General features: G+C 50.0%; 20 protein-coding genes, 1 pseudogene and 1 riboswitch. Of the genes and pseudogenes, 10 read left to right on the top strand and 11 right to left on the bottom strand.

Annotated elements, in window-relative coordinates; translation table 11 throughout:
• The first annotated feature begins 118 nt into the window (after nt 1–118).
• The 4 genes from GCU39_RS22295 (at nt 119) to GCU39_RS22310 (ending at nt 3,083) form a co-directional block, all read left to right on the top strand.
• Nucleotides 119–925 (top strand): flagellar motor protein, encoded by an 807-nt coding sequence (locus GCU39_RS22295; RefSeq protein ID WP_152395488.1) that lies wholly within the window; start codon nt 119–121, stop codon nt 923–925.
• Entirely contained in the window at nt 909–1,712 is an 804-nt protein-coding gene (locus GCU39_RS22300; protein ID WP_152395489.1) for an OmpA/MotB family protein, read from the top strand. Before GCU39_RS22295 ends, GCU39_RS22300 begins: the two co-directional genes overlap by 17 nt.
• A 180-nt stretch (nt 1,713–1,892) precedes the next feature.
• Nucleotides 1,893–2,453 (top strand): C40 family peptidase, encoded by a 561-nt coding sequence (locus GCU39_RS22305; RefSeq protein WP_152395490.1) that lies wholly within the window; start codon nt 1,893–1,895, stop codon nt 2,451–2,453.
• 21 nt (nt 2,454–2,474) lie between these two features.
• Nucleotides 2,475–3,083, top strand: a complete 609-nt coding sequence (locus tag GCU39_RS22310) for a TVP38/TMEM64 family protein (protein ID WP_152395491.1) — start codon at nt 2,475–2,477, stop codon at nt 3,081–3,083.
• A gap of 68 nt (nt 3,084–3,151) precedes the next feature.
• On the opposite strand, the gene GCU39_RS22315 is transcribed toward GCU39_RS22310, so the two are convergent.
• A complete protein-coding gene (locus GCU39_RS22315; RefSeq protein WP_152395492.1) occupies nt 3,152–4,684 on the bottom strand; it encodes a glycoside hydrolase family 31 protein in 1,533 nt (510 codons plus the stop codon).
• 135 nt (nt 4,685–4,819) lie between these two features.
• Between GCU39_RS22315 and GCU39_RS22320 the strand changes: the two genes are divergently transcribed.
• Nucleotides 4,820–5,656, top strand: coding sequence for an AraC family transcriptional regulator (locus GCU39_RS22320; protein WP_193726582.1), 837 nt, complete (start codon nt 4,820–4,822; stop codon nt 5,654–5,656).
• A gap of 89 nt (nt 5,657–5,745) precedes the next feature.
• Here the strand turns inward: GCU39_RS22320 and GCU39_RS22325 are convergent, their stop codons facing one another.
• Nucleotides 5,746–7,302 (bottom strand): copper amine oxidase N-terminal domain-containing protein, encoded by a 1,557-nt coding sequence (locus GCU39_RS22325; protein ID WP_152395494.1) that lies wholly within the window; start codon nt 7,300–7,302, stop codon nt 5,746–5,748.
• A gap of 278 nt (nt 7,303–7,580) precedes the next feature.
• Nucleotides 7,581–7,734, top strand: a riboswitch (cyclic di-AMP (ydaO/yuaA leader).
• Nucleotides 7,735–7,870: 136 nt separating this feature from the next.
• On the opposite strand from GCU39_RS22325, the gene GCU39_RS22330 reads away from it, so the two are divergent.
• Nucleotides 7,871–8,275, top strand: a complete 405-nt coding sequence (locus GCU39_RS22330; RefSeq protein ID WP_152395495.1) for a hypothetical protein — start codon at nt 7,871–7,873, stop codon at nt 8,273–8,275.
• On the opposite strand, the gene GCU39_RS22335 is transcribed toward GCU39_RS22330, so the two are convergent.
• The 5 genes from GCU39_RS22335 to ftsE form a co-directional block, all read right to left on the bottom strand.
• Entirely contained in the window at nt 8,254–9,528 is a 1,275-nt protein-coding gene (locus tag GCU39_RS22335) for a PDZ domain-containing protein (RefSeq protein WP_152395496.1), read from the bottom strand. The genes GCU39_RS22330 and GCU39_RS22335 overlap by 22 nt on opposite strands.
• Before the next feature lie 94 nt (nt 9,529–9,622).
• Nucleotides 9,623–11,068, bottom strand: a complete 1,446-nt coding sequence (locus tag GCU39_RS22340) for a S41 family peptidase (protein ID WP_321575599.1) — start codon at nt 11,066–11,068, stop codon at nt 9,623–9,625.
• 135 nt (nt 11,069–11,203) lie between these two features.
• Nucleotides 11,204–12,382 (bottom strand): murein hydrolase activator EnvC family protein, encoded by a 1,179-nt coding sequence (locus GCU39_RS22345; protein WP_152395498.1) that lies wholly within the window; start codon nt 12,380–12,382, stop codon nt 11,204–11,206.
• Nucleotides 12,383–12,458: 76 nt separating this feature from the next.
• Nucleotides 12,459–13,376 carry a permease-like cell division protein FtsX gene (ftsX, locus tag GCU39_RS22350; RefSeq protein WP_152395499.1) on the bottom strand — a complete coding sequence of 306 codons (918 nt, stop codon included), beginning with the start codon at nt 13,374–13,376 and terminating at the stop codon, nt 12,459–12,461.
• Complete coding sequence (gene ftsE, locus GCU39_RS22355; protein ID WP_152395500.1) at nt 13,366–14,052, bottom strand: cell division ATP-binding protein FtsE; 687 nt, start codon at nt 14,050–14,052, stop codon at nt 13,366–13,368. The genes ftsX and ftsE overlap by 11 nt, the downstream gene beginning before the upstream one ends.
• 197 nt (nt 14,053–14,249) lie before the next feature.
• Between ftsE and GCU39_RS22360 the strand changes: the two genes are divergently transcribed.
• The 3 genes from GCU39_RS22360 to GCU39_RS22370 all read left to right on the top strand — a co-directional run bounded on the left by GCU39_RS22360 (nt 14,250) and on the right by GCU39_RS22370 (nt 19,190).
• A complete protein-coding gene (locus GCU39_RS22360; protein ID WP_152395501.1) occupies nt 14,250–15,674 on the top strand; it encodes a VanW family protein in 1,425 nt (474 codons plus the stop codon).
• 168 nt (nt 15,675–15,842) lie between these two features.
• Nucleotides 15,843–18,302 (top strand): UvrD-helicase domain-containing protein, encoded by a 2,460-nt coding sequence (locus tag GCU39_RS22365; RefSeq protein ID WP_152395502.1) that lies wholly within the window; start codon nt 15,843–15,845, stop codon nt 18,300–18,302.
• A gap of 174 nt (nt 18,303–18,476) precedes the next feature.
• Nucleotides 18,477–19,190, top strand: coding sequence for a GTP pyrophosphokinase (locus tag GCU39_RS22370; protein ID WP_227793659.1), 714 nt, complete (start codon nt 18,477–18,479; stop codon nt 19,188–19,190).
• 398 nt (nt 19,191–19,588) lie between these two features.
• On the opposite strand, the gene GCU39_RS22375 is transcribed toward GCU39_RS22370, so the two are convergent.
• The 4 genes and pseudogenes from GCU39_RS22375 to GCU39_RS22390 all read right to left on the bottom strand — a co-directional run bounded on the left by GCU39_RS22375 (nt 19,589) and on the right by GCU39_RS22390 (nt 22,164).
• Nucleotides 19,589–20,371, bottom strand: coding sequence for an FkbM family methyltransferase (locus GCU39_RS22375; protein WP_193726583.1), 783 nt, complete (start codon nt 20,369–20,371; stop codon nt 19,589–19,591).
• A 196-nt stretch (nt 20,372–20,567) separates the two neighbouring features.
• On the bottom strand, nt 20,568–21,824 hold the full coding sequence (locus tag GCU39_RS22380) for a nucleoside permease (protein WP_152395505.1): 1,257 nt from the start codon (nt 21,822–21,824) through the stop codon (nt 20,568–20,570).
• A 63-nt stretch (nt 21,825–21,887) separates the two neighbouring features.
• A pseudogene (locus GCU39_RS32555) lies at nt 21,888–22,033 on the bottom strand (purine-nucleoside phosphorylase); the annotation flags it as partial.
• Nucleotides 22,027–22,164, bottom strand: a complete 138-nt coding sequence (locus tag GCU39_RS22390) for a hypothetical protein (protein WP_407671579.1) — start codon at nt 22,162–22,164, stop codon at nt 22,027–22,029. The gene GCU39_RS22390 and the pseudogene GCU39_RS32555, both read right to left, overlap by 7 nt.
• Nucleotides 22,165–22,715: 551 nt before the next feature.
• Here GCU39_RS22390 and deoC point away from each other — a divergent pair.
• Nucleotides 22,716–23,378, top strand: coding sequence for a deoxyribose-phosphate aldolase (gene deoC / locus GCU39_RS22395; protein ID WP_152397381.1), 663 nt, complete (start codon nt 22,716–22,718; stop codon nt 23,376–23,378).
• Nucleotides 23,379–23,386: the final 8 nt, after the last annotated feature.

Here is a 23,386-nt window from a genome sequence, read left to right on the forward strand (position 1 = left end):
AATTCATCAGGAAGATGTTGCTCTAATTTAGAGGGATAGGAATATTTGTTCCCGTTCATTATACCTTTTTCTGTTAGTTGTTGCAAATTCTAAATCCAGTTCGGGAGTGTAATGTTTCATGGATATGACCACAATCTTCGGCTTACTAGCCGGCCTAGCCGCCCTGATCAGCGGATTTCTCTTGGAAGGCGGTCAACTGGGCGGTCTGTTCAAGGCAACTGCGGCGCTTATCGTATTTGGCGGCACCTTCGCAGCCGTCGCTGTCAGCTTCCCGATGTCTCGCTTGCGAATGATTCCGAAGGCACTGCAATTCGCTTTTACGAAGCCGCAGCATGATGCATATGAAATGATGGACGAGTTCACCAAATTTGCGTCGATTACTAGGCGTCACGGTATGCTCGCGATTGAGAAACACGTCTCTGCCCATCCGGATGATTTTATGCGTGAAGGACTAATGATGGTCATGGATGGTACGGACCCTGCCCTAATAAGGCAAATTCTTGAGCTTGAGATGGATGTCGCGGAACAGCGGCATGAAGGATATGCCAAGCTATTCGAATCCGCAGGCGGCTATGCGCCGACCATGGGGATTATCGGAACGGTCATGGGGCTGATTCACGTTCTCGGCAACCTAACCGATCCGGGTACTCTCGGACCCTCCATCGCAATTGCTTTTACAGCCACGCTCTATGGGGTCGTCAGTGCGAATCTTATTTATTTACCCATTGCCACGAAGATTAACACACGCAGCGAGGATGAAATTCAACATATGGAGTTTATGATGCACGGGATTCTAGCGATTCAGGCCGGAGAACCGCCGCATGTAATTCGGAAGAAGCTGGACGCACTCCTTCTCACCGATGATCCTTCCGTGACACTGATGCAATTGAAGAAGAAGGCGGTCGAACATGAGATACAGGAATAGACGCCGCAGATCCGCCGCTCCCAAGGGTCAAGAGCGATGGCTTATAACCTATGCAGATTTGATTACGCTGCTGATGATTTTTTTCGTCATCATGTTCTCGGTTAGTAGAATCGATCCTGATAAGTATGACTCCCTGTCGCAAGATCTACATAAGACCTTCCACGATCCAAAAGGAGTTCTAGAACAAGGGAAAGGGATCACGCAACAGCCGGGCACCCGTACGGAAAATCAGCAAGACCAGCATGATGCATCCAAAACTGGTACAGCAGAGCAGATTTCGTCGCCCATGACCGAGAGGGAGCTGCAATTTCGGAAGCAGGAACAAGAACTGCAGGCGTTCAAATCCGTTATCGCATCGTATGTGCAAGACAATCAATTAGGTGATCAAATCTCAATCTCCGATACGGAGCAAGGCATTTCCATTCGATTAAGCGATCAATTCCTATTCGATCTGGGTAAGGCCGATATTAAAGAAGTATCCACGCCCATGCTCCACAAGCTCGCCAGCCTGTTCGACCAGCTCGACACCACCATCAGCATTGAAGGACATACTGATGATTTACAAATTCAACCCGGTGGCGTCTTCAAAGATAATTGGGAGCTGTCTGCCGGTCGCGCGCTTTCTGTTCTACGTTATTTCATCGATCAGGAGCATATGGATGCAGATAAGTTCCAGATTGCCGGCTACGGCGAGACTCGCCCTGTCGCACCGAACGATTCTGACAGCAACCGCCAGAAGAATCGCCGTGTCGAGATGATCGTGCTGCGCAAGATCCAACAACAATAAATAGCCCGGATAATACCAAAAGGCTGCTTCTCCGTCCTAACCTGACGGGTGAGCAGCCTTTTGGTATAATTTCTATGATCCCCGTCTCGAGTCTAGGATGAAATTCAGACGCACGTACGTTTTCACCAAATCTTACCTGCCTTACAATAGAGGTATTATTATACAGGCTGGTGAATTGAAGTGAGCAAGAAGGTCTATATTCTTCTAACGGATACGGGAACGTGGTTCTCGAAACTAATCGGGTTGTATACGAAAGCTAAGCTAAATCATGCTTCGATCGTGCTCGATGAAGAAATGAAAGAAGTGTATAGTTTTGGACGTACAAATTCTTTGAATCCTTTGAGCGGCGGATTCGTAAAAGAGAAGGTATTCGGTCATTTGGTCCGGGCCGTATCTCGTCGGACGGAATGCGAGCTCTATTGCTGTTCAGTGAGCGAAGAAGCTTACGAGCGCATATGCTCGCAGATTCGCCATATGGAGCATCATCAACACAAATATAAATATAACTTCCTCGGCCTCTTCGGCGTGGTCTTTAATATATCGATCGAGCGGAAGAACGCATTCTTCTGTTCGCAATTCGTCGCTTATATGCTGCAGAAACACGGTGTCCCAATCGTTGATAAGTGCATTTCTCAGGTGACGCCAGAAGATCTGCAGAACTGCGAGAGCTTGGAGCTTGTCTACGCCGGAGACCTCCGTCAGAAAGCCAAGAACCTGCACCTGCTGCCGATGACTTCGTAATTGATCTCGAAAGGAGCGCACATGGCAAATTGGATTGACCAAACCTATCATTATTTATCCCAGCTGGATATGAATCAAATTGAAGAACTACTAGACAAATATTCGGCGCTTGGCCCCTTGCCAGGCGTCCTGCTGCCGTTTGTAGAAGCCTTCTTGCCATTTCTCCCACTCTTTATTATCGTGGCCGGCAATGCCTCTGCTTACGGATTGGGACTAGGATTCCTGTATTCTTGGATCGGCTCAGTCCTCGGTGCACTATTCATCTTCTTGCTCGCAAGGCGATTCGGCGGACGCTTCAACGACTATCTGTCCCGCAAATATCCCAAAGCGGAACATTTCTTCAACTGGGTGGAACGAAGAGGGTTTACGCCACTATTCATTCTCTATTGCTTCCCATTCACGCCGTCCTTTTTCATCAATGTCGCCTCCGGCATGAGCCGTGTGCCGCTCGGAATTTTCTTAGCTTCCGTCGCGCTCGGCAAAGCTGTCATGATCTTCATGATATCCTTCGTCGGCCATGACTGGCAGGGCTTCATCGCGCAGCCTTGGCGGATCCTAGCCTTAGTCGTTGGACTGGCAGTTCTCTGGCTCGGCGGCAAACGCATCGAGAAACGGTTCCAAATTCACTAAGAGCCCTCTCCTTCTATTGGAGGGGCTCTTTTTTCTGGCTTAACTATGACTATGGATAAAAATCGCCGCTACGCCTGTCTACGGTACCAAGGAAGCCGGCTAAGCGGCACTTCGATCTCGAGCCTCACTGGACCCATCACGACACTCCCATCATCCCCATGCCAGGTTCCCGTTGGAAATACGACCGTCCGCGATCTCGTCCCTTTGGTGGTCACGGGTGCGGCAAGAATGTCGCTGCCAAGCATAAATTGATCCTGGACCAGCTCCAGCCCTTCTTCTGGATACGCATATGCCATCGCTCTTAGCATTGGCTCCCCACTCCACGCAGACTGCTGAGCGATCTGCCAGATCTCCTCCCCAAGCCTTGTGTGCAGCTCTGCAGCTTCGACGCAGTATGCCAAATGCTCTGCATCCAAAATACGCCAAGGCGCAGCAGAGAACTGCATCATCGGGAATAACGCCGAGCACTGCGCGTAACGTACAACGAGCTCCGCATCCAGACGATCCGACTGCGTCGTGAAGCTCATGTACTCCCCGCCGCCGATCATATCAGGACAGATGAAGGCATACCCCAGCATACCCTGTGTTATGCCGTCCGGAATGAGCGAAGCTAGTCCGCTATAGCCCCAGTCGTGCCCCTTATCCTTCAAACGCTGCACCAGTGGCTGTCCTGCTAGCTTCCAGCACGCGCGATACTCATTCAATGGGTAACGCAGCCCCACCTTCGCCCAAGCTTCGCAATGTCCATTGCGGCTTGTCCGTACAACGCTCTGGTCTGAGCTTTCATAGAATGGCAAATCCCCCGCATCCAACTTGAATCCATCAATGCCATACGTCGTCTGGAGATCATCCAGCTTCGCATGCAGCCATGCAACAGCTTCTTCATTGGTGCAATCAAGCACGGTGCTTACGCCGTTCCACCACCGCCGGAATGCGGTCTGCCCGGATTCATCCTTCAAGAGATACCCCTTCGGCTCGATTTCACGGAACGTCATCGTATCGGCGCTTACGAACGGGCACACCCATAACATCACTTTGAAACCCATATCATGCAGTTCGTCTACCATTGCACGCGGGTTCGGGAATCGACCGCTGTGGAAGGTCCATGATCCGTATGGCTCGTGCCAATTATCATCGATCATGAGAACCCCCGGAGCCATACCGTTCGAGAGCACATCCCTCGCATACTGAAGGACGCCTTCTTGCGTTGGCTCATACAAGAGCTCAATCCATAGATTATATTGCGGCGCCGTGAACAAGAGCGGCTCAGGCGACTCCCCGGACGGAGGAAAATATGTTGCTGATGCATGCCGATATGCCTCACGTACGTCCTGGAATCCTTCGTGAAGCTTCAGATCCCCGAGCTCACTTATGATCTCTAACCGCCCGTCATGGAAATGAAATCGAAACGGCTCCTCCGACCAGATATAGCGTCCTTTACTCGATAGGAGCAGCGGACAAGCTTGATTACCAAGCAGATCCTTTGATAAATCCACTGCTATCTCCGCCGTACCGTAAGGCATCTGCTGCCCATCCGATACCCGGCCTCCCCACCAATATTCCCCCTGCTGCGCTTCAATCACTAGATGATTTATTGCCATTGCCGTCCCTTCCTTCTATGCAGATTCCACATTTGACTTCATCTTATCAGCGATAGATAACAGCGACAATCTGAACATATTGCCCTATACTATAACGAGATTGATCTATTGTTATCCTAAGGAGGTCCTCGAATCGTGAATCCGTTCAATATCGGCTTTCAGACGGCAGAAGACACACCCTTCATGACACTCGATTCCTTAGGGTGCCAGGAGGTTGATTCGCCCAACTATTCCTTTCAAGGCAATGAACGGCCGGACCGCGGCCATATTATTTTTCAATATACGTTATCAGGCGAGGGGCGCGTTGAGATCGACGGGACAACCTACTGGTTGCCGGAAGGCACTGCCTTTCTCGTGCAAGTCCCCAGCTCGCACCGCTACTATTATGATTCAGCTTCCGAGCAGCCGTGGAAGTTCATTTGGCTAAATATCCGCGGCGAAGATGCCCAGCGCATGTGGGATCGCATCATCGCCCAGGAAGGGCCGGTTGTCACGTTAGACGAGCAATCTGAGCCTATACGCGCATACTGGAAGCTCTACCATCGCATCGCAACGGAGCAAATATGCGATCCTTACATACTGTCCGTGCTCGTCTATGAATGGATGCTAACCCTGCTTCGCCCCCGAATCCATGCAACCACGAGCGTACAGGACAGCCCTGTGATTCTCCAAGCAAAGCAGTATATGGACGACCGTTATGCAGAGCCTGTCACGCTGGAAGAGATCGCTGCGAACAGCCAAGTCAGCCGGCATCACCTGTGCCGTATTTTCCAGAAGAACGAGCGTTGCTCCCCCTTCGAATACTTGCGTCGTAGACGATTGGAAGCCGCGGTTGCGCTGCTGCGCCAGTCCGACCTCCCGATCCAAGAGATCGGGGTACGCTGCGGGTTCGAGAGCCCCAGCTATTTCGGCAAAGTCTTCCGCCAGCACTACAACATGACACCAACGGAATATCGCCAATCCTACAGTTAGTGCTGTCGTCTTCATGTATAAACTTCATTCAAAAAGGGCTGCCCTCCGATCACACTACGTGATAGAGAGCAGCCCTTCGGCTTATTGCATTATTTGCTTGTTACATAGAATTCGTAGTAATCCGGATCCCATTGCAAGTGACCGCCAAGCGCTTCAACAATGAATCGCAGTGGCAAGTTCGCCGCATCGTAATCATCAACCAATACCGGTTGCTTCATCGTCTTCGCTTCACCGTTGACATAAGCAGTTGTCGACCCGATCTTAAGCTCAACCGTAATGTCATTCAATGCATCGTAGACAACGATTTGTTTCGTTGCTGCATCCCATTTCACTTCTGCTTCGAATCCGTTCGCAATGTAGCTGAGCGGCACCATGCCTACGCCATCAAGCGACCACCAACCTGGGTAGTAATCATCGCTGCCATAGCTGTCTTCTTCGAAGACCGTGAAGTCGGTCTTCCCTAGGCCAAGATCGTTCTTCAAGATTCCAAAAGCTGTCGAGTTCTTATCGAAATTCGTGAGGAACCCTTTGCCAGATAGTGCATAGCTGTCGAATTTCTCAACGCCTTTCGATGTATCGATGGTATCAAGCTTCACGGCTTTATTGATGTTCCATGTCTGAGCTTGCGCACGCACGACAATCTTCTGAATCGGCATGTCTTCCACATCTGGAAGGGCAACTGTAAGCTCTAGATTCTGTTTACGCACTTGGTTATCGCCATCGATATAGAGATCCAGGCTCAACCCGGTTTCCTTGCTCAGCACTTGCTTCGCATCAGCTTCCTTCAAGAGCGCTTCAGCTTGTGCATCAAAATCCTTCAGAATTTCATCCAGTCCATTTTTCACATATTTGTATAGGACTAAGGAACCAACTTCTTTATCTTTAGCAAGGGAGGTGAAGAAATCCGCTCCGTCACCTTCTTCAGAGTAGATGCCCATTTGACTTTCAAGGATCGGATAGAACGCATCGTACAAGGCGCTCGTAATCTCGCGCAGCCCTGCATCGTCTTTGACCATATTCGTTAGCAACGTCTTCACAAGGCCAATGATTTCATCGCCTTTGATCTCAAGATGAAGCTTCTGCAGATTCAGGCTCTCACCATATACCGTCTCCGTGACGGAAGATACCGTTGCGACATTCGGTACCGGTGCTTGCTTCACGAGGTACGCTCCGATCTTCTGAACAGCCCCGCGGACCACATCTTGCGATTTCTCGATCTCTGCTACCAGCTCGCCTTCCAATTCTCCACCCGCAAGGGAGACAACAGCTGGCTTCTTCATCCCGTCAATCCACACGGTCATATTCATGTCTTCCATACCAAGCTTGAACGGTACGGCTTTACCGCTGTATGTAATATTTCCTGCGATGGACATATGTGTTGGATCTTGCGTAGCTGCACGGGTGATGTCTAACTTAACCCCATTTACAAGATCGATAATCTTCTTGTCTTCTGCTGAGATCGCGCCATCTTTGCGAGGGATTAACTCCACTGACAAGGATTGGCTGGACTCACTAGACTTCACGTTGAGGCTGTTCTCAACGACTTTGGCAATGTTCACACCGCCGATCGATTGACATCCAGCAAGCACGACCATCATCGCGACTAGCGTGACGCCTAACCACTTTTTCCACGTCTTCGCTCTCATTCTTTTTTCCCCTTCCACTATGTAACAAATATACTAATCTCTTTATTATCCCAAAGCTTACCAATACTGTACAGTGAAAAAAAACCTATATTTCTTACATTTTTCGATGAAACATGGCATTTCTATGACAAAATCAATAGAATTAAATCGCATTCCCCTCTTAGCCTGTGAGAACCTATTAATATAGCGCTTACTTCGATGTATACCCTCATTAGCCTCAAAATACATGGATTCCCACCATTTTACAAAAATCGTTGCTGAGGCGTATGATACAGCCAATTGACTATTCGCTGAATTCTCACCAAGAGAGAAGCGGGGGAACCAACCAATGAAGCTGATGCAGCTTCTTGGGGTGAATCGGCCAGTGCCGTAGGGTCATCTCTCAGACCCGAATCCGACAGCTAACCTCGTAAGCGATCCATGAGAGAGGTCTCGCATCGTAAGGCGTGCTCTCTTCGTGCTGCTCATGACCACAGCGAGCAGTATGTAAGAAGCCCACGAACAGAGGATTCCTCTATTTCGTGGGCTTCTTTTTGTCGATCATCCTATCGTGAAGGAGATGCTTCCTATGAACTTGAACACGGTACACACCGTTTCGATGACAACACAACTATCCTCGCCATTAAGAAAAATCGAAATTTTTCAGCTGCATGAGCCCGACCATACCACCACACTGGTACTCAAGTTATCCAATGGCATACGTATCGGCTGGGGAGAATATCGCATGCAGACCTCTCCACCGACTGATTTGGTAAAATGGGCTGCAACGTACCACCATCTAGCAGGAATGAACGCCCTCCAAGCGATCGATTATCTCGTCCGCTTCGGCGAATCCTGGCCTCCTGCGAAAGTTCACCTGATGGAATCGGCACTCTTAGACCTATGCAACACGATCGAACCAACACCATGTACATATCCCATTCATGATCTCACCAATATGGCAATCGCATATTACATCTTCATTCTAGAATGAACGCCGGATAACTTCATCCGCACTATGGTAAAAATCGAAGCCGGCGCTTTGCCTACATAATAGGAGGCATCTTGATCAGGGGCTAGGACGACACCCAGCTGATGGTGTTCCCCTGCAAATATCGCCCGCTGCAGAAATTTGATCTCTCCCGCGAGGTTAAGCACTTCCAGCTTGCAAAATGCAGGATTCGCACGAAGCGCTTGATGGAGCTCCTCCTTCGAGCGTACCGCAAATCCGTTCACCTTATGTACGATCTCACCCGGTTCAATTCCCAGCTCCTGTGCAGGTGTCCCTGGAATTACCGCCAAGACATGCAATCCTCGTTCGTCATGAACATAGATTGGGCTGCGCTTCGCTTCTTCCATCGTGCTGGACCAGTAAATCCATTCATGCATGGCAATGGCGAACAGAGCAACGATGAGCATGATTGGACTCCACAGTCCGGCTGCAAGGGAAAGACCTAACAGGACAACACTGTATATCATTAACCGGGATGAGCTCTGCTTCACCTTCTCTTGCGGCAATCGGGATTGCGTCCATTCGCTGAACCCGATAACAACAGGGAACGCCATGAGCATCCATCCATTCGCCCACGCCTCGCCGCCGAAGAACGGCGTCCAAGGCAGCACCGATCCGACCGTCTGCGCCGGGATCATAAGAAATAACGGAACCGGCCAATAACTCTGCATTTGATATCCGCCAACGAGCTTCCCGCGCTTACCCTCTACGAATAATGGACTTGCGAACTTCGCTCCTTGCAGACGGATTAAAATCGCTTCCGCCAAATGCAGCAGCGCAACCAAAGCGGCTAACGCCGGAATATCGAGCGTTCGCAGCGTCGTCAGTACTGATCCAGCGAATCCCGTCAACTGCCAATCCGGGAACCGGTCGACGATAAACTGCAGAATGCCGAGAACTCCTACGGCATATGCAAGACACAAGAACCGTACACGGACGAGCATGAGCAGGATAGCGACTGACCAAATCAGCAAGATCGCCTCCGCCGTCAATGTCATTCCGGTGAACGCCGACACCAAAGAAATCCCGATCCCTGCGAGTAAACCTCCGAGCAAGGTGCGAATCAATTGATCACCCAGCGCATGCATCTTCACAGAAAATAGCTTACGCTCCAACATCACCTGACGGCGATACTGGAAGACAATCAGAATAATCGCTATATATAGAAACGGCTGCAAAAACATCTGCACAATCGCCTCAACAATGTTCCACAAGATCTCCATCACCATTCCCATTCCTCAACCCCCAATTCGATGCGTTATCAATTCGAACGAACACAAAAAAAGAGAAGGCAACTTACCTATGCCTTCTCTCCCTATTCGACGCGGACTAACGGATTTCCTCCCGAAGCACCTCAACCGCTTTATTCAATTGGGTATCATACTTCGGATCTTGAAGCCGTCGCTTGATCTCTGCTTCCAGCTTCTGGGCTGTCAGATCATCCACTTTCCCCGTCTCCGGCAAGCCTGATTGCACCTGGAATGCTCGCACGGCTTGCTCAGTTGTATGGTCGAAATAGCCGTCCTTACGGCCCGGATGATAAGCAAGACCATCCAGCATAATCTGCAGATTCCTCACATCTTCATTGTTCATATCATATTTCAACTCTTGCTTCTGAGACAGACGAGAGACGAAGTAATAATCCGGTTCCTTCACTTCCACATCCGGTTTAATCCCGCTCTTATGGACCCAACTCCCTTTTGGGGTAAGCCACTTGGCGAACGTCATCTTAAGCAAGCTGCCGTCATCGAATTCTTCCTTGTACGTAACCTGCATCGTACCCTTACCGAAAGAAGGAACACCTACCAGCTTCGCGAGCTGAAGATCCTGAAGTGCTCCCGCCAGAATCTCCGATGCGCTGGCGCTGCCTTCATTAATTAACGTAATGATCGGGTACTTCTTCGTTCCTTTTCCACGGGATAACGCCTTCGTCACCTTCTCATCCCGGCGCTCCTGCTGATAGATGATCTGTCCGGATGGAATGAAGTTCTCAGCAATGTCGGTTACCACTGGGACGAAGCCGCCAGGATTGTTACGAACATCAATGATTAACCCTTTCATGCCGCTTCGCTCAAGCTTCGTAAGCTCTTCTTTGAATCGTTTGCCCGTATTCATGGAGAACTGGCGAATTTCAATTAAGCCGATACCCCGATCTAACATTTCTCCATGTACTGTCTCCAGACTAATATCTTCGCGGACAACCTCGAATTCAAGCAATGCATCCATGCCCGCACGGCGAACTTTAATCTTGGCTTTCGTTCCCTTCGGACCCCGAATGCGTTCAATGGCTTCACTTAACTTCAGCCCGTCCAGCTTCTCGCCATTAATCGAGACGAATACATCCTTCGGCAATATGCCTGCTCGTTCTGCCGGGGTCCCCTTGATCGCCGCCAGGACCGTCACCTTGTTATCTTCCATCGTCACTTCCGCACCGATGCCGGTATACGTGCCTTCCAAGCTCGATGCGAATTGCCCCGCGGATTCTTCGTTCATATATACCGAGTAAGGGTCTTTGAGTGCCTCCATCATGCCATTCACTGCGCCGTCAATTACTTTCTCCCGGTCGACATTACTATAATATTGACCTTCGATCAATTGCAGTGTTGTATTCAATTTCTTAAATTCATTGTTCGTAAACCCAGAGAACTTCGCCGTGGTCGCTTGTCGATCACCACTTGTCATAATCGGGTTCTTCACCACCGTCAACGTGATCAGACACGTTGCGAACATGGTGAGCAGAACAAATGCAATCACTGCCCGACCTGTAAATTTCACAAGAATCACCACCTTATAACCAACTCCCGAAGGAGCGGTTTCCATCTTTTCACAAGATTCTCGTGGTAGTATATGACAAGCATGCACCTTTTATTTGCAAATTTCTGGTGTGTGAACGAAAAGTCAGCCCGCAGTCTATAAATTTAAGTATCCCGTTGGATTCTTCGGTACTTCATTCACCCGTACTTCGAAATGCAAATGGTTCCCTGTCGACTGCCCCGTGCTGCCTACTTCAGCAATTTTCTGACCCTTCTTCACTTCCTGGCCTTTCTCAACCAGGATTCCACCATTGCGGATATGCCCATACAACGTCCACAAGCCGTTACCATGATTAATAATCACGCAGTTCCCGTAACCGCTAACGGTCTGCGCGACGATCACGATCCCTGCTTCCGCAGCATAAATCGACGTACCTTTCGGCGCAGCGAAATCGAGTCCCGTATGCATTTTTCCTTTTTGGCCGGTTACCGGATGCGTTCGCGGTCCGAAGCCGGATGACAGACGGAAAGTCTGAATCGGCATGCCGAGCTTGCCGCCTTTATATTTCGGTTTGAATTTTTTCTTCTTCTCTTGCAGTGCTGCTGTCTTCTTCGCAAGCTCCATGACGAACTTCTCTTGCTCTTCGCTAATTTCTTCGCCCTCTTCAATCTGCTTGCTCAGGCTTGCAATCATCACTTCTTTTTGCTTCTCTTTGCCTGCTAGGTCTTGCTTGGTGAGATCCATCTTGGAATAGAGTGCACGAACCTGCTTTAGGTCCACTTCAACTTGCTTCTTCTTCTCGATAACGAGCAACTTGTCCCGTTTGTTATCTGCCAGAATATCCTTATCCTGACCTACAACGGATTTCAACATATCGATACGGTCGAGGAAATCCGAGAAGCTCGTGGAATCGAGCAATACATCCAAATAGGAGACAAATCCATTCGTATACATCAGGCGAAGACGCGAATCGAGCAGCTGGCTGCGGCTCTGAACGCGTTCCGTCGCTTCTTCCAGCTCCACCGCTGTCTGACGAAGCTTATCTTCCGTCTGATCGATCTGCACCGACGTATCCATCATATCTTTGGTTACGTCATTGATCTGCGCCATAATTACCGTGATCTCAGAAGCTGTGCGTTCCTTCGCAACCTTTGCTTGCTTCACGTTCTTCTCCGCTTCTTGCTGCTTCTTCATTGCAGAACGCTGCTGTTGCTGTAATTTCTTAATTTCTTTATTGATTTTATCGATCTCCGATTCCGCATGCGTCTCTACCGGCGGCACCATCGTGAAGATGAGACCCATCATCATAACGATTAGCATCAGTTTCTTCTTCAAAAGACTTTCCCCTCCATGTTCTTTTCAGGTTCTTCTTCGATTATGAAACTAAGAAAGTATTAAATAGGTGTTCCCTCTAGACTTTTAGGAATTTGCGAATGGAGACAGTAGACCCCCATACCCCAATCAGAACACCTAAGCCGAGCAGCGCACCGCCGACAGACAGCCATATCTCATGCAGCGGCATCAATTTGATGAGCATTAGCCCCAGTTCCACTTGCGTAAGCTTTACCAGACGATCATAGCCTGTAAATAGAATCGCAATCGTGACTGCAGAGCCTAGAAAGCCAATGAGTGCGCCTTCGATAAAGAACGGCCAGCGGATGAAATGATTCGTTGCCCCCACCAGCTTCATAATGCCGATCTCTCTGCGGCGCGCGATGATCGTGACCTTAATCGTATTCGAAATCAAGAACATCGATGTAATTGCAAGTCCCGCCACGACAACAAGCCCGGCATTCCGGATCGTGTTCGTCACGGCGAACATCTTCTCTACCGTGCCTTCGCCGTATTTCACTTTGGAGATGACCTTCTCCGTCGTTGTCTTCTTGAGCTCTTCGATCTTCTTCGCAACAGCTGGGATCGTCGTTGGCTCCAGAACATCAACAACGAGCGTATCCGGCAGCGGATTCGTATCTTCGGTATAACCGGAGAGCAGTTCCTTGCCGTCTTCCCCTAGATTCTCACGGAAGATTTTCATCCCCTCTTCCTTCGTGACAACCTCAACCTTACTCACTTCACTCATATTGCCGATCTCGGTATGTAATTGCTCCCGCTGTTCCTTCGTCGTGTTCGGCTCTAGATACACTTGAATCTGAACCTGACTCTCGACTTGTCCTGCGAGCGCATTAATGTTCAGCGATAAGACTAGAAATACACCTAATATAAATAGAGAGATGACGATCGAGCTGATGGAAGCAAAGGACATCCAGCCATTGCGAATCACATTCTTCGCGCCTTCTCGCAAGTGTCGAAGTATCGTTCTAAATGTCATAGCCGTAATCTCCTCGCACTTGGTCACGCACAATCTGGCCGCCTTCGATCGCGATAACCCTTTTGCGAATCGTGTTGACAATCTCTTTGTTATGCGTTGCCATAATAATCGTCGTTCCGCGGAAATTAATCTCTTCCAGCAGATTCATAATGCCCCATGAAGTCTCAGGATCGAGGTTCCCTGTCGGCTCATCCGCGACGATCACGGATGGGTTGTTCACAATCGCCCTTGCGATCGAAATCCGCTGCTGCTCCCCGCCGGAGAGCTGCGCCGGAAGGCTGTTCGCTTTGCCCTTCAGGCCAACCAGATCCAACACTTCATTCACACGACGCTTGATCAGCTTGCGTGGTGCCTCAATGACTTCCATAGCGAATGCAATATTCTCGAATGCCGTCAAATTCGGCAATAATCTGAAATCTTGGAACACAACACCGATATTGCGGCGTACGTAAGGGATCTTACGTTGCTTCAGCTTACCTACATTGAACCCATTCACTGAGATTTGACCCTTTGTTGGAACTTCTTCTCTATAAATTAGCTTCATAAAAGTTGATTTACCTGCACCCGATGGTCCTACGATATAGACAAATTCATTACGGTCAATACGAACTGAAACTCCCCGAAGGGCATGTGTTCCGTCCGCATACGTCTTCCATATATCCTGCATTTCAATCACAATATCACTCCCGGAACATAGTCAGCCCCTAATATATTCGACACATTACCCAAAATTCCTTTATTCCCATGTGATTTCCAACAAGTTTCGAGCGATTCATAAATCATTCTGAATGAACATCATCTTGAAAAATAAACGCGCATATACATGAAACAAGGGTTGTTTTTTTACGATAAATTCAGAGGAGCGTTCAGGAAATGAAACGGATTCATATCGGGTTTATAGTCGTAGCATTTATTGCATTGGTTGGCGTTGGGACATGGGGATGGCTGCATAGCTATGCCTCGCAATCCACCTTGCCGAAGGGCGTCACTCTCGCCAATTGGGACATCGGTAACATGAAGATGACGGAAGTCGTGGCAGCGTACCATCAGCAAATTGAGCGGCTCAATGCCAAAAAAATATTACTTCACATCAATGCCCCAAAACCTGTCGAAAAGGTGGTCACCATGAAGCAGCTGGGTGTGACGTTCGAAGAATCGGGATTGATACAAGAAATGAAGAAACTAACGGAGGGAAATCTGTGGGACCGCGTGAAATACCGCTACACCATGCCTAAACAATGGAATCTCGTCGTCAAGTGGGATGACACCGCCTTGCTGAAGCAATTCGATGCCGCTTGGGAGAAAAAATATATGGGGGAGTCCGTGAATGCGGTCAGGATTATTAGTCCTCAAGATGAAATCAGCTATATGCCAGACCAGTCCGCCTATCGCATTGATTGGGCACGAACCAAACAAGATATCGAGAAATGGATTCCGCGCGAATTCCTCGGTGAGAAAGATGCGGAGCAGACGGCAAAAGTCGAATTCAGCCTCAAGGAAATGCCTGCCAAAATCACGCTGGATGCCCTTAAAGCAGAAGGTGTCGAACGTAAAATTATGGAGTTCAAAACAAGCTTCGCCACGAGCGCAGAAGGACGCGTATACAATGTGACGGCCGCCGCCAAGACGCTGAACAATACCATCCTCAAGCCGGGCGACGTGTTCGATTACGGCAAGATAATTGCAGCAACCGAGAAGAAATACGGATTCCGTGAAGCGCCGGTCATTTTCCAGGGCAAGCTGATTCCCGGCATCGGGGGCGGAATCTGCCAAGTATCCAGCACCTTGTATAATGCCGTCATCCGTACAGGTCTCCAGATTGTCGAGCGGCGCAACCATTCGCTGCCTGTCAGCTATTTGCCGATTGGGCAGGATGCGACATTCTCTGAAGGCAATATTAACTTCCGATTCAAGAACACAACCGGCAAAACGCTGATTATCCGCGCAGAAGCCGTCAATAAAGAACTGACCGTCAAACTCTTCGGGACGATGGATAAAAATACACGCTACGATATCAGCTCAAGTACGGTGAAAGTGCTTGAGCCGCCGATAAAATATGTCGTCGATACGAACCTGCCGGAGGGCGGTCAGGAAATTCTCTCCGAGGGCAAACAGGGCTATATTGTCGAGACCTACCAGACGCTGACGAAAAACGGGAAGGTCATCGAGAAGAAACGGATCTCCCGTGATACGTATATGCCTCAGCCGATGCTCGTCGCCGTCAATAACGGCGGAGAAGTAGCCAACCCGAAGTCCAATGAGGATACAAAAGAGATTCTGGAGGATGGCATCTCATAATCATCCAATGAGATTTGACTAGTTCTTCACCCTGTGAATCGGGTATAATGAATACCGTGTTTTCGGGCGCCTCTGCCGCATAAGCGGCTCGGTGCCGAACGGACCGGTTAGAAACGACAGCATCGTCCAGCATTGCAGGGACGAGGGTATGAAGGCAGGGTGTGCAACATGCAAGAAATCATCATAAAAGATCGTCCTTTCGGCGTGCGCGCGGAAGCGAATATACCACGCGCGCCGTGGACGGATGGAAGAACAAGCGCGGAAGCTGTCCCGGATACGGCGGCTGACGCGTTTTATTTTCGCGCGCTGGAAGAGCGGGGAATCCGGCTCAATGAATCGCAGATTCAAGCCGTTCGCCACGGGGACGGACCACTGCTAACCCTTGCGGGCGCCGGCTCTGGCAAGACCTCCGTACTCGTCAGCCGGACAGGGTATCTCATTGCCGTACGCAAGGTGGCGCCGCGCAATATTTTGCTCGTCACCTTCACGAGCAAAGCCGCGGCAGAGATGAAGTCGCGGATCGCTCGGCTTCCGCGGCTGACGCCGCGTGCCGCAAGCGAGGTGCAGGCGAGGACCTTTCATGCCTTTTTCTTGATGATCTTGAAGCATCACGGTTATACGCAGCGCTTATTAAGCGAGACAAGGTACCAGCAGATTGTCATGAAACGAATCCTGCGCGAGCTGGGACTACACCAGTCCTATGAGCCGGAGACCGTCCTTGCCCTCCTCTCTTCCTATAAGATGAAATGCGTGGCGCTCGATGAGTTGCCAGAGCAAACGCTTGAGGAACGAGACCTGAAGGCGGCAATGCTAAGCTATGAGGCATGGAAGAAAGAGACGCATCAAATGGATTTCGACGACGTGCTCGTCTTCGCCCACCAGTTGTTACTGTCGAATGCTTCGCTGCTCGCATCGCTGCAGCGCCGATTCCAGTATGTGATGGCCGATGAATTCCAAGATACGAATCATCTGCAATATGTCCTGCTGCGCATGATCGTGGCAGGCAATCGGAATCTGATGGTCGTCGGAGACGATGACCAGACGATCTATACATTCAATGGGGCGCAGCATACGTTCATTCTCAATTTCCATCTGGAGTATCCTGAGACGAAGACGATCACGCTCGATATCAACTATCGATCGAACGCGAATATTGTCGGGCTCGGCAACGCCGTCATCGTCCATAACAAGGAACGGAAAGCAAAAACGTTGAAGGTCAGCGGGGAACAACACAAGGCATCACAGGATGTCGATTTTAGACCGCAGTATTTGCGGCCCGGCGGCACGGATGAGGAAGCGGAGCTCATCGTGCGTCATATTCGGGAGCAGGTCGAATCCGAACAATTCGACTATAAGGAGATTGCGATCCTCCACCGCACGGCGAGCAGCAGCCGCGCCATGTTCGAACAGCTTGTCCTCAGCGAAATGCCGTTCGTGCAATACGGCGCAGGGCCGTTCTTCTATGATCAGTGGCTCGTAAAGCCCGTTATGGACCATCTCAGACTGGCCCTGAATCCGCGGGACATGGACGCGCTCGAACATGCCATTGCGGCACTCTATGTCTCGCGCGAAGCTGGCATGACCTATATCCGACAGCAAGACAAGCAGCACCCGAAAAAATATCCGCTCATCCACCTGCAGGATTGGCCGGAGCTGAAGAGTTATCAACGAGACGCCGTGAAGGAACGTATTCGGCTTATCAAATCGCTCAAGGCGATGAAGCCAATCTTCGCGATTCAGGAAATGAGGCGTCAATTCTATGAGAAATATGTCGAAGTACATGATGTGCATAAATGGACACAGCATAAGGAGACACTGACGGAGACGTTGGACGAATTGGAGTCTGCGGCCAAACGCTTCGAGACGGTGGAAGCCTTCATCGCCTTCGTGGATGACATGGCCGTGAGACATACGGAAATGACCCAATTCATGCACGATAAAGACGCCGATGCGATCACGCTCATGACCATTCACCGCTCGAAAGGACTCGAATTCCCTTGTGTTTACCTCATCGGCGCGTCCGAAGGCATTCTGCCGCACAGCTCGGCATTACAGGAAGCCGAGGAGGCGAAGGGCGACGCGAAGCGCGGTGAACGCGCGATGCGGCGCATGAAGCTGCGAGCGGAACGGCAGAGCAAGAGCCAAGGCGCAGAAACCGGGGTGCTGGCCGCGCGCAGCGAGATCGCAGCTGCAGCCAGCGAAGCGGCAGGCGGCTTGTCTACCGCCGCGGCCGCACTGGAAGAAGAGCGACGTCTCGCGTACGTCGCTGTCACCCGCGCGCAGGAGGAGCTGTACATCAGCTCCCCCGCGCACTACCGCGGCAAAAAAGCGGACGTGTCCCGCTTTTTTGCCGCAGCCTTCGGCGGCGCCGTGCCGGAGCGCCGCCCGGCCGCCCCGCTCGCGCGCACAGCGCCAGCGCGCGAGGGCGGGGCCCGCACCGCCGCGGCGCCCCTCGCGGGCGCGGCGGTGCGGCGCGTCCGTGCATGGCTGTGCACGGACGCGGGCTGCCCTGCGTGGATGCGCATGAATCCGCGCGAGGCAGCAGATCCGTCAGCGGCGAGCAAGGCGTGCCCGCTGTGCAAGAGCCCGATGGCACCTGGAGAACGCCAGGTGCCCGCGAGGGACTGACATGGCCGAGCTCAGGCCATGCCGTCCGGCCTTCTAAGATTAGCCATCCCCCGTCAGGTGGTGCTCGCCTTCTATTTTTAGTAAAATAGAGATAGAACATGACAGGAAAGCGCATGACCCGGAAAGGAGCATCCTCTGATGGAATTATACCCCGTCCGATCAGACAACCAGGCGATGAAGATTCCGAGCAACCTCGAACATCTCATCTGCAAGATCGAACAATGGAACCAGGTTCCGACATTGTACCAGCTCGCGCTCAAGGAGCTTGAGAATAAAATGAAGGTCATCGAAACCGAATGGAAAATGCGCGATGGCTACTGCCCGATTGAACATACGAAGACGAGGATCAAGTCCGTCAACAGTATTATTAAGAAGCTGGAGCGCAAAGGCATCGGTGTGACGATCGAGAACGCCATCACCCAGATTTTCGATGTCGCAGGCATGCGCATCGTCTGTGCCTTCGTGAACGACATCTATATGATTCTCGAACATCTCAAAGAGCGAAATGACCTTCGCATTATCGAGATCAAAGACTATATCGCGAATCCGAAGCCCAATGGCTACCAGAGTCTGCATGTCATTCTGCAAGTACCGCTTGTCTTATTTGAAGACACCTGCTGGATTAACGTAGAAATTCAGCTCCGTACCCTTGCGATGGATTTCTGGGCCAGCATGGAGCATATCATTTTCTATAAATACGATAAGGAAGTGCCTCCTCACGTACTGCAGGAGCTTACGAACGTAGCGCTCGCCGCAGACGATCTCGACAAGAAAATGTTCGCGCTTCGCAAGGAAGTGCAGTCCTACAGCGTGACGCAGATTGAAGCGGAAGAACCATCCAAGCCGATGTCCGTTCGCGACCTATTTTTCGACACAAACGACGCATAGAACATCTCCGGTTCCCCATACTAACCCTATAGAGGTTGTTCAAAAAGTCATCATTTGATCACGAAGTCATTCGAGAAGCATAGAATCTTGCGTTCACCTTCGAAGTCCGGTACTCATTTAGGTTTTGCCTAAACTCCGTTCCTCCTTCTTCAGGTTCTCGCAACCTTCTCGGTGCTGAAATGCCGACTTTTTGAACTTGTAACTATAGAGAGGGGGGAGAACCGCAGATGGCTAAGCAGCAAGGACACGCTCGTCAGAATACAACGACACGCACCAAAGACCGCAAGAGCGGCAAAGGCAAGGGCTAGTGTCACTTCACCAACAAGAAAACAAACAGGCCCGGAACCGCTCCTCTCATGAGAGCGATCCGAGCCTTTTTTCGATACAGTCCAGTTCATCTACCACTTCACGATTCCATAGGGATAAGACGACGCATTCGTAATGTCTCTCGCCCGGCAGGCATGTAGTTTGCCTTGATCGTCGAGCACATGGAGCGACGCCCTCTGCTCTTCCTCTAAGCCAATCAATAACGCGGCCAGCCGAGGCGCGTCTTCCCCGAGCATGGCCGGGTTCCACTCGAATGCCATTTGTTTGATCTTCTTCGCGCTCATACTCCCTATCATGCCGAGCAAAGCGTGATATTCACCGCCCTCAATATCGATCTTCAGGAAATCCACGGTCTTCACATCCGCGAGCAGCGTATCCAGTGGGATCGCTTGAACCTCAATCTTCGTGTGCTGTCCTTTGATTTGCTCATTCTGAGTTCGCTGCTGGATGGATGAATCCCCTTGGAATTTCGCAGAGACATAGAATGGAATGGTGCCGGCCTTCGAAAAAGCCGCATACGGATATACGGTTGCTTGGTCGGTTAACCAATTCATCGCCAGATTATCACGTAACAGCGTATACACCTCCGGATTGGCCTCAAGACCAATCACCTTCCCTTGGGATCCGGCCAGCAGCGATGCCAGAACCGTAAAATACCCAATATTGGCCCCGACATCGACGACTGTCTGTCCTGCCGTTACCGTCTGCATCATATAGTGCGTCAACGGCAGCTCTGTTGCACCTGTCGTCACTAAGGTCGGCATTAAGCTCAAATCCTTCGAAGACATCGTGAGTAGTCCGCCATACGCGGCTTGAACGAGCATTTTCCCGTTGCCAATATAGAGTCCGTGCATGGACAGCCCCCTTTTTCCTAAATGGCCCTTCATCAATATATGGAAGGCTGCACGAATTATGCCTTAGAGCAAAAAACCTCCAGACCGCCGAACGGCAGCACTGAAGGTTCTCCTCGAGAGGGATGATCGGCCTGACTTACCCGGATACCCTTAGAAGACAAGCCCCTGAGATGGGTGGATAGGAAAATTAACCGTATTAATGACTTGCCGTCACATGCTTCATTTCCTCACGATCATGCTTGTATCGGAAGCTGATCGCGAACACAATTGCGAGCACGAGCGTATATGATCCGAAGATAAGCCAAATCGTCTTCCAATCCTTGACGCCGTCCACGGTGAAATAGTCAACGACTTTACCGCTAAGAATCGAGCCGACATAGGCGCCGACGCCGTTGACCATCGTCATGAACAAACCTTGCGCGCTTGCCCGGATACTGGAATCCACTTCCTTCTCCACGAAGATCGCACCGGAGATATTGAAGAAATCAAATGCACAACCGTACACGATCATGGATAAGAGCAACAACGTGAATCCAAAAGGCGACGGGTCGCCAAAAGCAAAGAGTGAAAAGCGCAAAGTCCACGCGATCATACTGATCAGCATCACTTTCTTAATCCCGAATCGACGTAAGAAGAATGGGATCGCAAGGATGAAGAATACTTCTGAGAACTGCGCAATGGACGATAGAATCGCTGGATATTTGACAACGAGGCTGTCTGTAAATTCCGGATTTTTCGCAAAATCATGCAGGAATGGGTTACCGAATGTATTCGTGATCTGGAGCGAAGCGCCGAGCAGCATCGCGAATAAGAAGAAGATCGCCATCTTCTTTTTCTTAAATAGAACAAAAGCATCGAGCCCAAGCATACTCACCCACGATTTGTTCTTTTTCACCTTGGACGTTGGGCAATCCGGAAGCGTAAGCGATTGCAGGGATAGCAGTACGGAAGCTCCCGCCGCAATGTAAAGCTGAATATTACTGAGCTCTAGACCCAATAGGCTGATCAACCATAGCGCAAAAATAAATCCTACCGTACCAAACACGCGAATCGACGGAAAGTCCTTCGCTGTATCCAGCCCGATTTTCTCCAAGCTGAAATAAGAAATCGTATTCGATAACGCCATTGTCGGCATGTAGACCATCGCATTAAATAACATGACCCAGAACATTAGGTTCGGATCCGATACATGTGCCGCTGTGAACAACGCGATCGCGCCTAATAGGTGAAGAATACCGTACAGGCGATTGGCCTTCACCCAACGATCAGCGATAATGCCGACCAAGCTGGGCATAATGACCGCAGCAAGCCCTTTAGAGCTGTATACGATCCCTACTTCTGAACCCGTAAAACCCAATGTATTGATCATATAGGAGCCAAACGTAACGAGCCACGCGCCCCAAATGAAAAACTGCAGAAATACCATGACTTTGAGATTTAACTTAATCCCCATCAATAATCCTCCTCATCTCAGGTGTAAAGACCATTGTAGCTGTAAAATGTTATCTCCCTGTCACTACATTCTGACCATTGTCTCTTTCACCAGCTTGATGAATTTCTCGCGCACCTGTGCCGCGACTTCAATGCAGAGTGATTCAGCGGTTGATCGAGAATGCCGCACGCCATATTGGTAAGACAGTAAATACCGAGCACCTTCATATCGTGAAAGGGCTTTCAATTTCATCAGCAAGCGTCCCGAGCCCAGATCCTAGAATCATGCCGATCATTGGACGGTAATCCGTCTTGCGCATAAGAAAATCTCTTGCCTCGTTAATCTGTTGTACGTTGTGCATGGATAACTCCTCCTAGATGTCTATTGTCCTGTTTCATGGTGTCATGGATAACGGTTTCATTTCGCAATGCTTGTTAACATCTCGTCTAGACATTTGCAGTGTAAATGATTTTTACGACTTTGTAAACAACAAAAAATCAATTTGATTAAAAGATAGTTAAAAACTCTTCAAAAATACACTATTAACATTCGTTATACAGATACTTTATTTATATAAATATTAAAAGCTGGCATTACTTTTCCACATCACGCACGTCCTAAAGTCAACCTAGTTAACAAAAGTTCACAGCATATTTTTATATATTTGCAAAAAGTCATGTATGAAATGAAGTTCCTATGAGATAATACACCTATTCCAGATTCCTTCGTTCGTCAAATCCGTCACTTTTTCTCAATTTGAATTTTATCCTATTTACAAGGTCATTGAAATCCATTAAGATGTGGGTGACAAGACGAATTGAGGGCATCATGGACGCTTGATCAAGGCACACAGGGATTGTTGTTGACAAAGCTTATTGACTTTCATAAGAGGAGGAATGGTGGATGAGTAACATGGCGTTACAACGTATGATCGATCACACCGTATTGAAAGCAGACACACGCAGAGAGGATATTATTACCCTCTGTGAGGAAGCTAGAACATATACCTTCGCTTCCGTATGCGTCAATCCGACATGGGTTGAGCTTGCTGCGAAGGAACTTGCAGGAACCGATGTCAAGGTATGCACCGTCATTGGTTTCCCTCTAGGGGCGAATACACCGGAGACCAAAGCATTCGAGGTACGCGATGCGATTAGTAAGGGTGCAGGAGAAGTCGATATGGTCATTAATATCGGGGCGTTGAAGGATCAGGATAATGAATTGGTCGAGCGCGATATCCGCGCCGTAGTGGAAGCAGCTGCAGGTCAAGCACTCGTGAAGGTTATTATCGAAACGTGTCTACTAACCGAAGAAGAAAAGGTTCGCGCATGCGAGATCTCGGTGAAGGCTGGCGCAGATTTCGTCAAAACCTCGACAGGCTTCTCCACGGGCGGCGCGACGATCGAAGATGTGGCGCTGATGCGTAAGACAGTCGGCGAGCATGTTGGCGTGAAGGCTTCGGGCGGCGTGCGCAGCCTCGAAGACATGAACAACATGGTACAAGCTGGGGCAACACGGATCGGTACGAGCTCCGGCGTCAAGATTCTACGTGGCGAGCAATCGACATCCTACTAGGAGTAACG

Origin of the sequence: Paenibacillus guangzhouensis (assembly GCF_009363075.1) — a bacterium.
GTDB classification, from domain to species: domain Bacteria; phylum Bacillota; class Bacilli; order Paenibacillales; family Paenibacillaceae; genus Paenibacillus_K; species Paenibacillus_K guangzhouensis.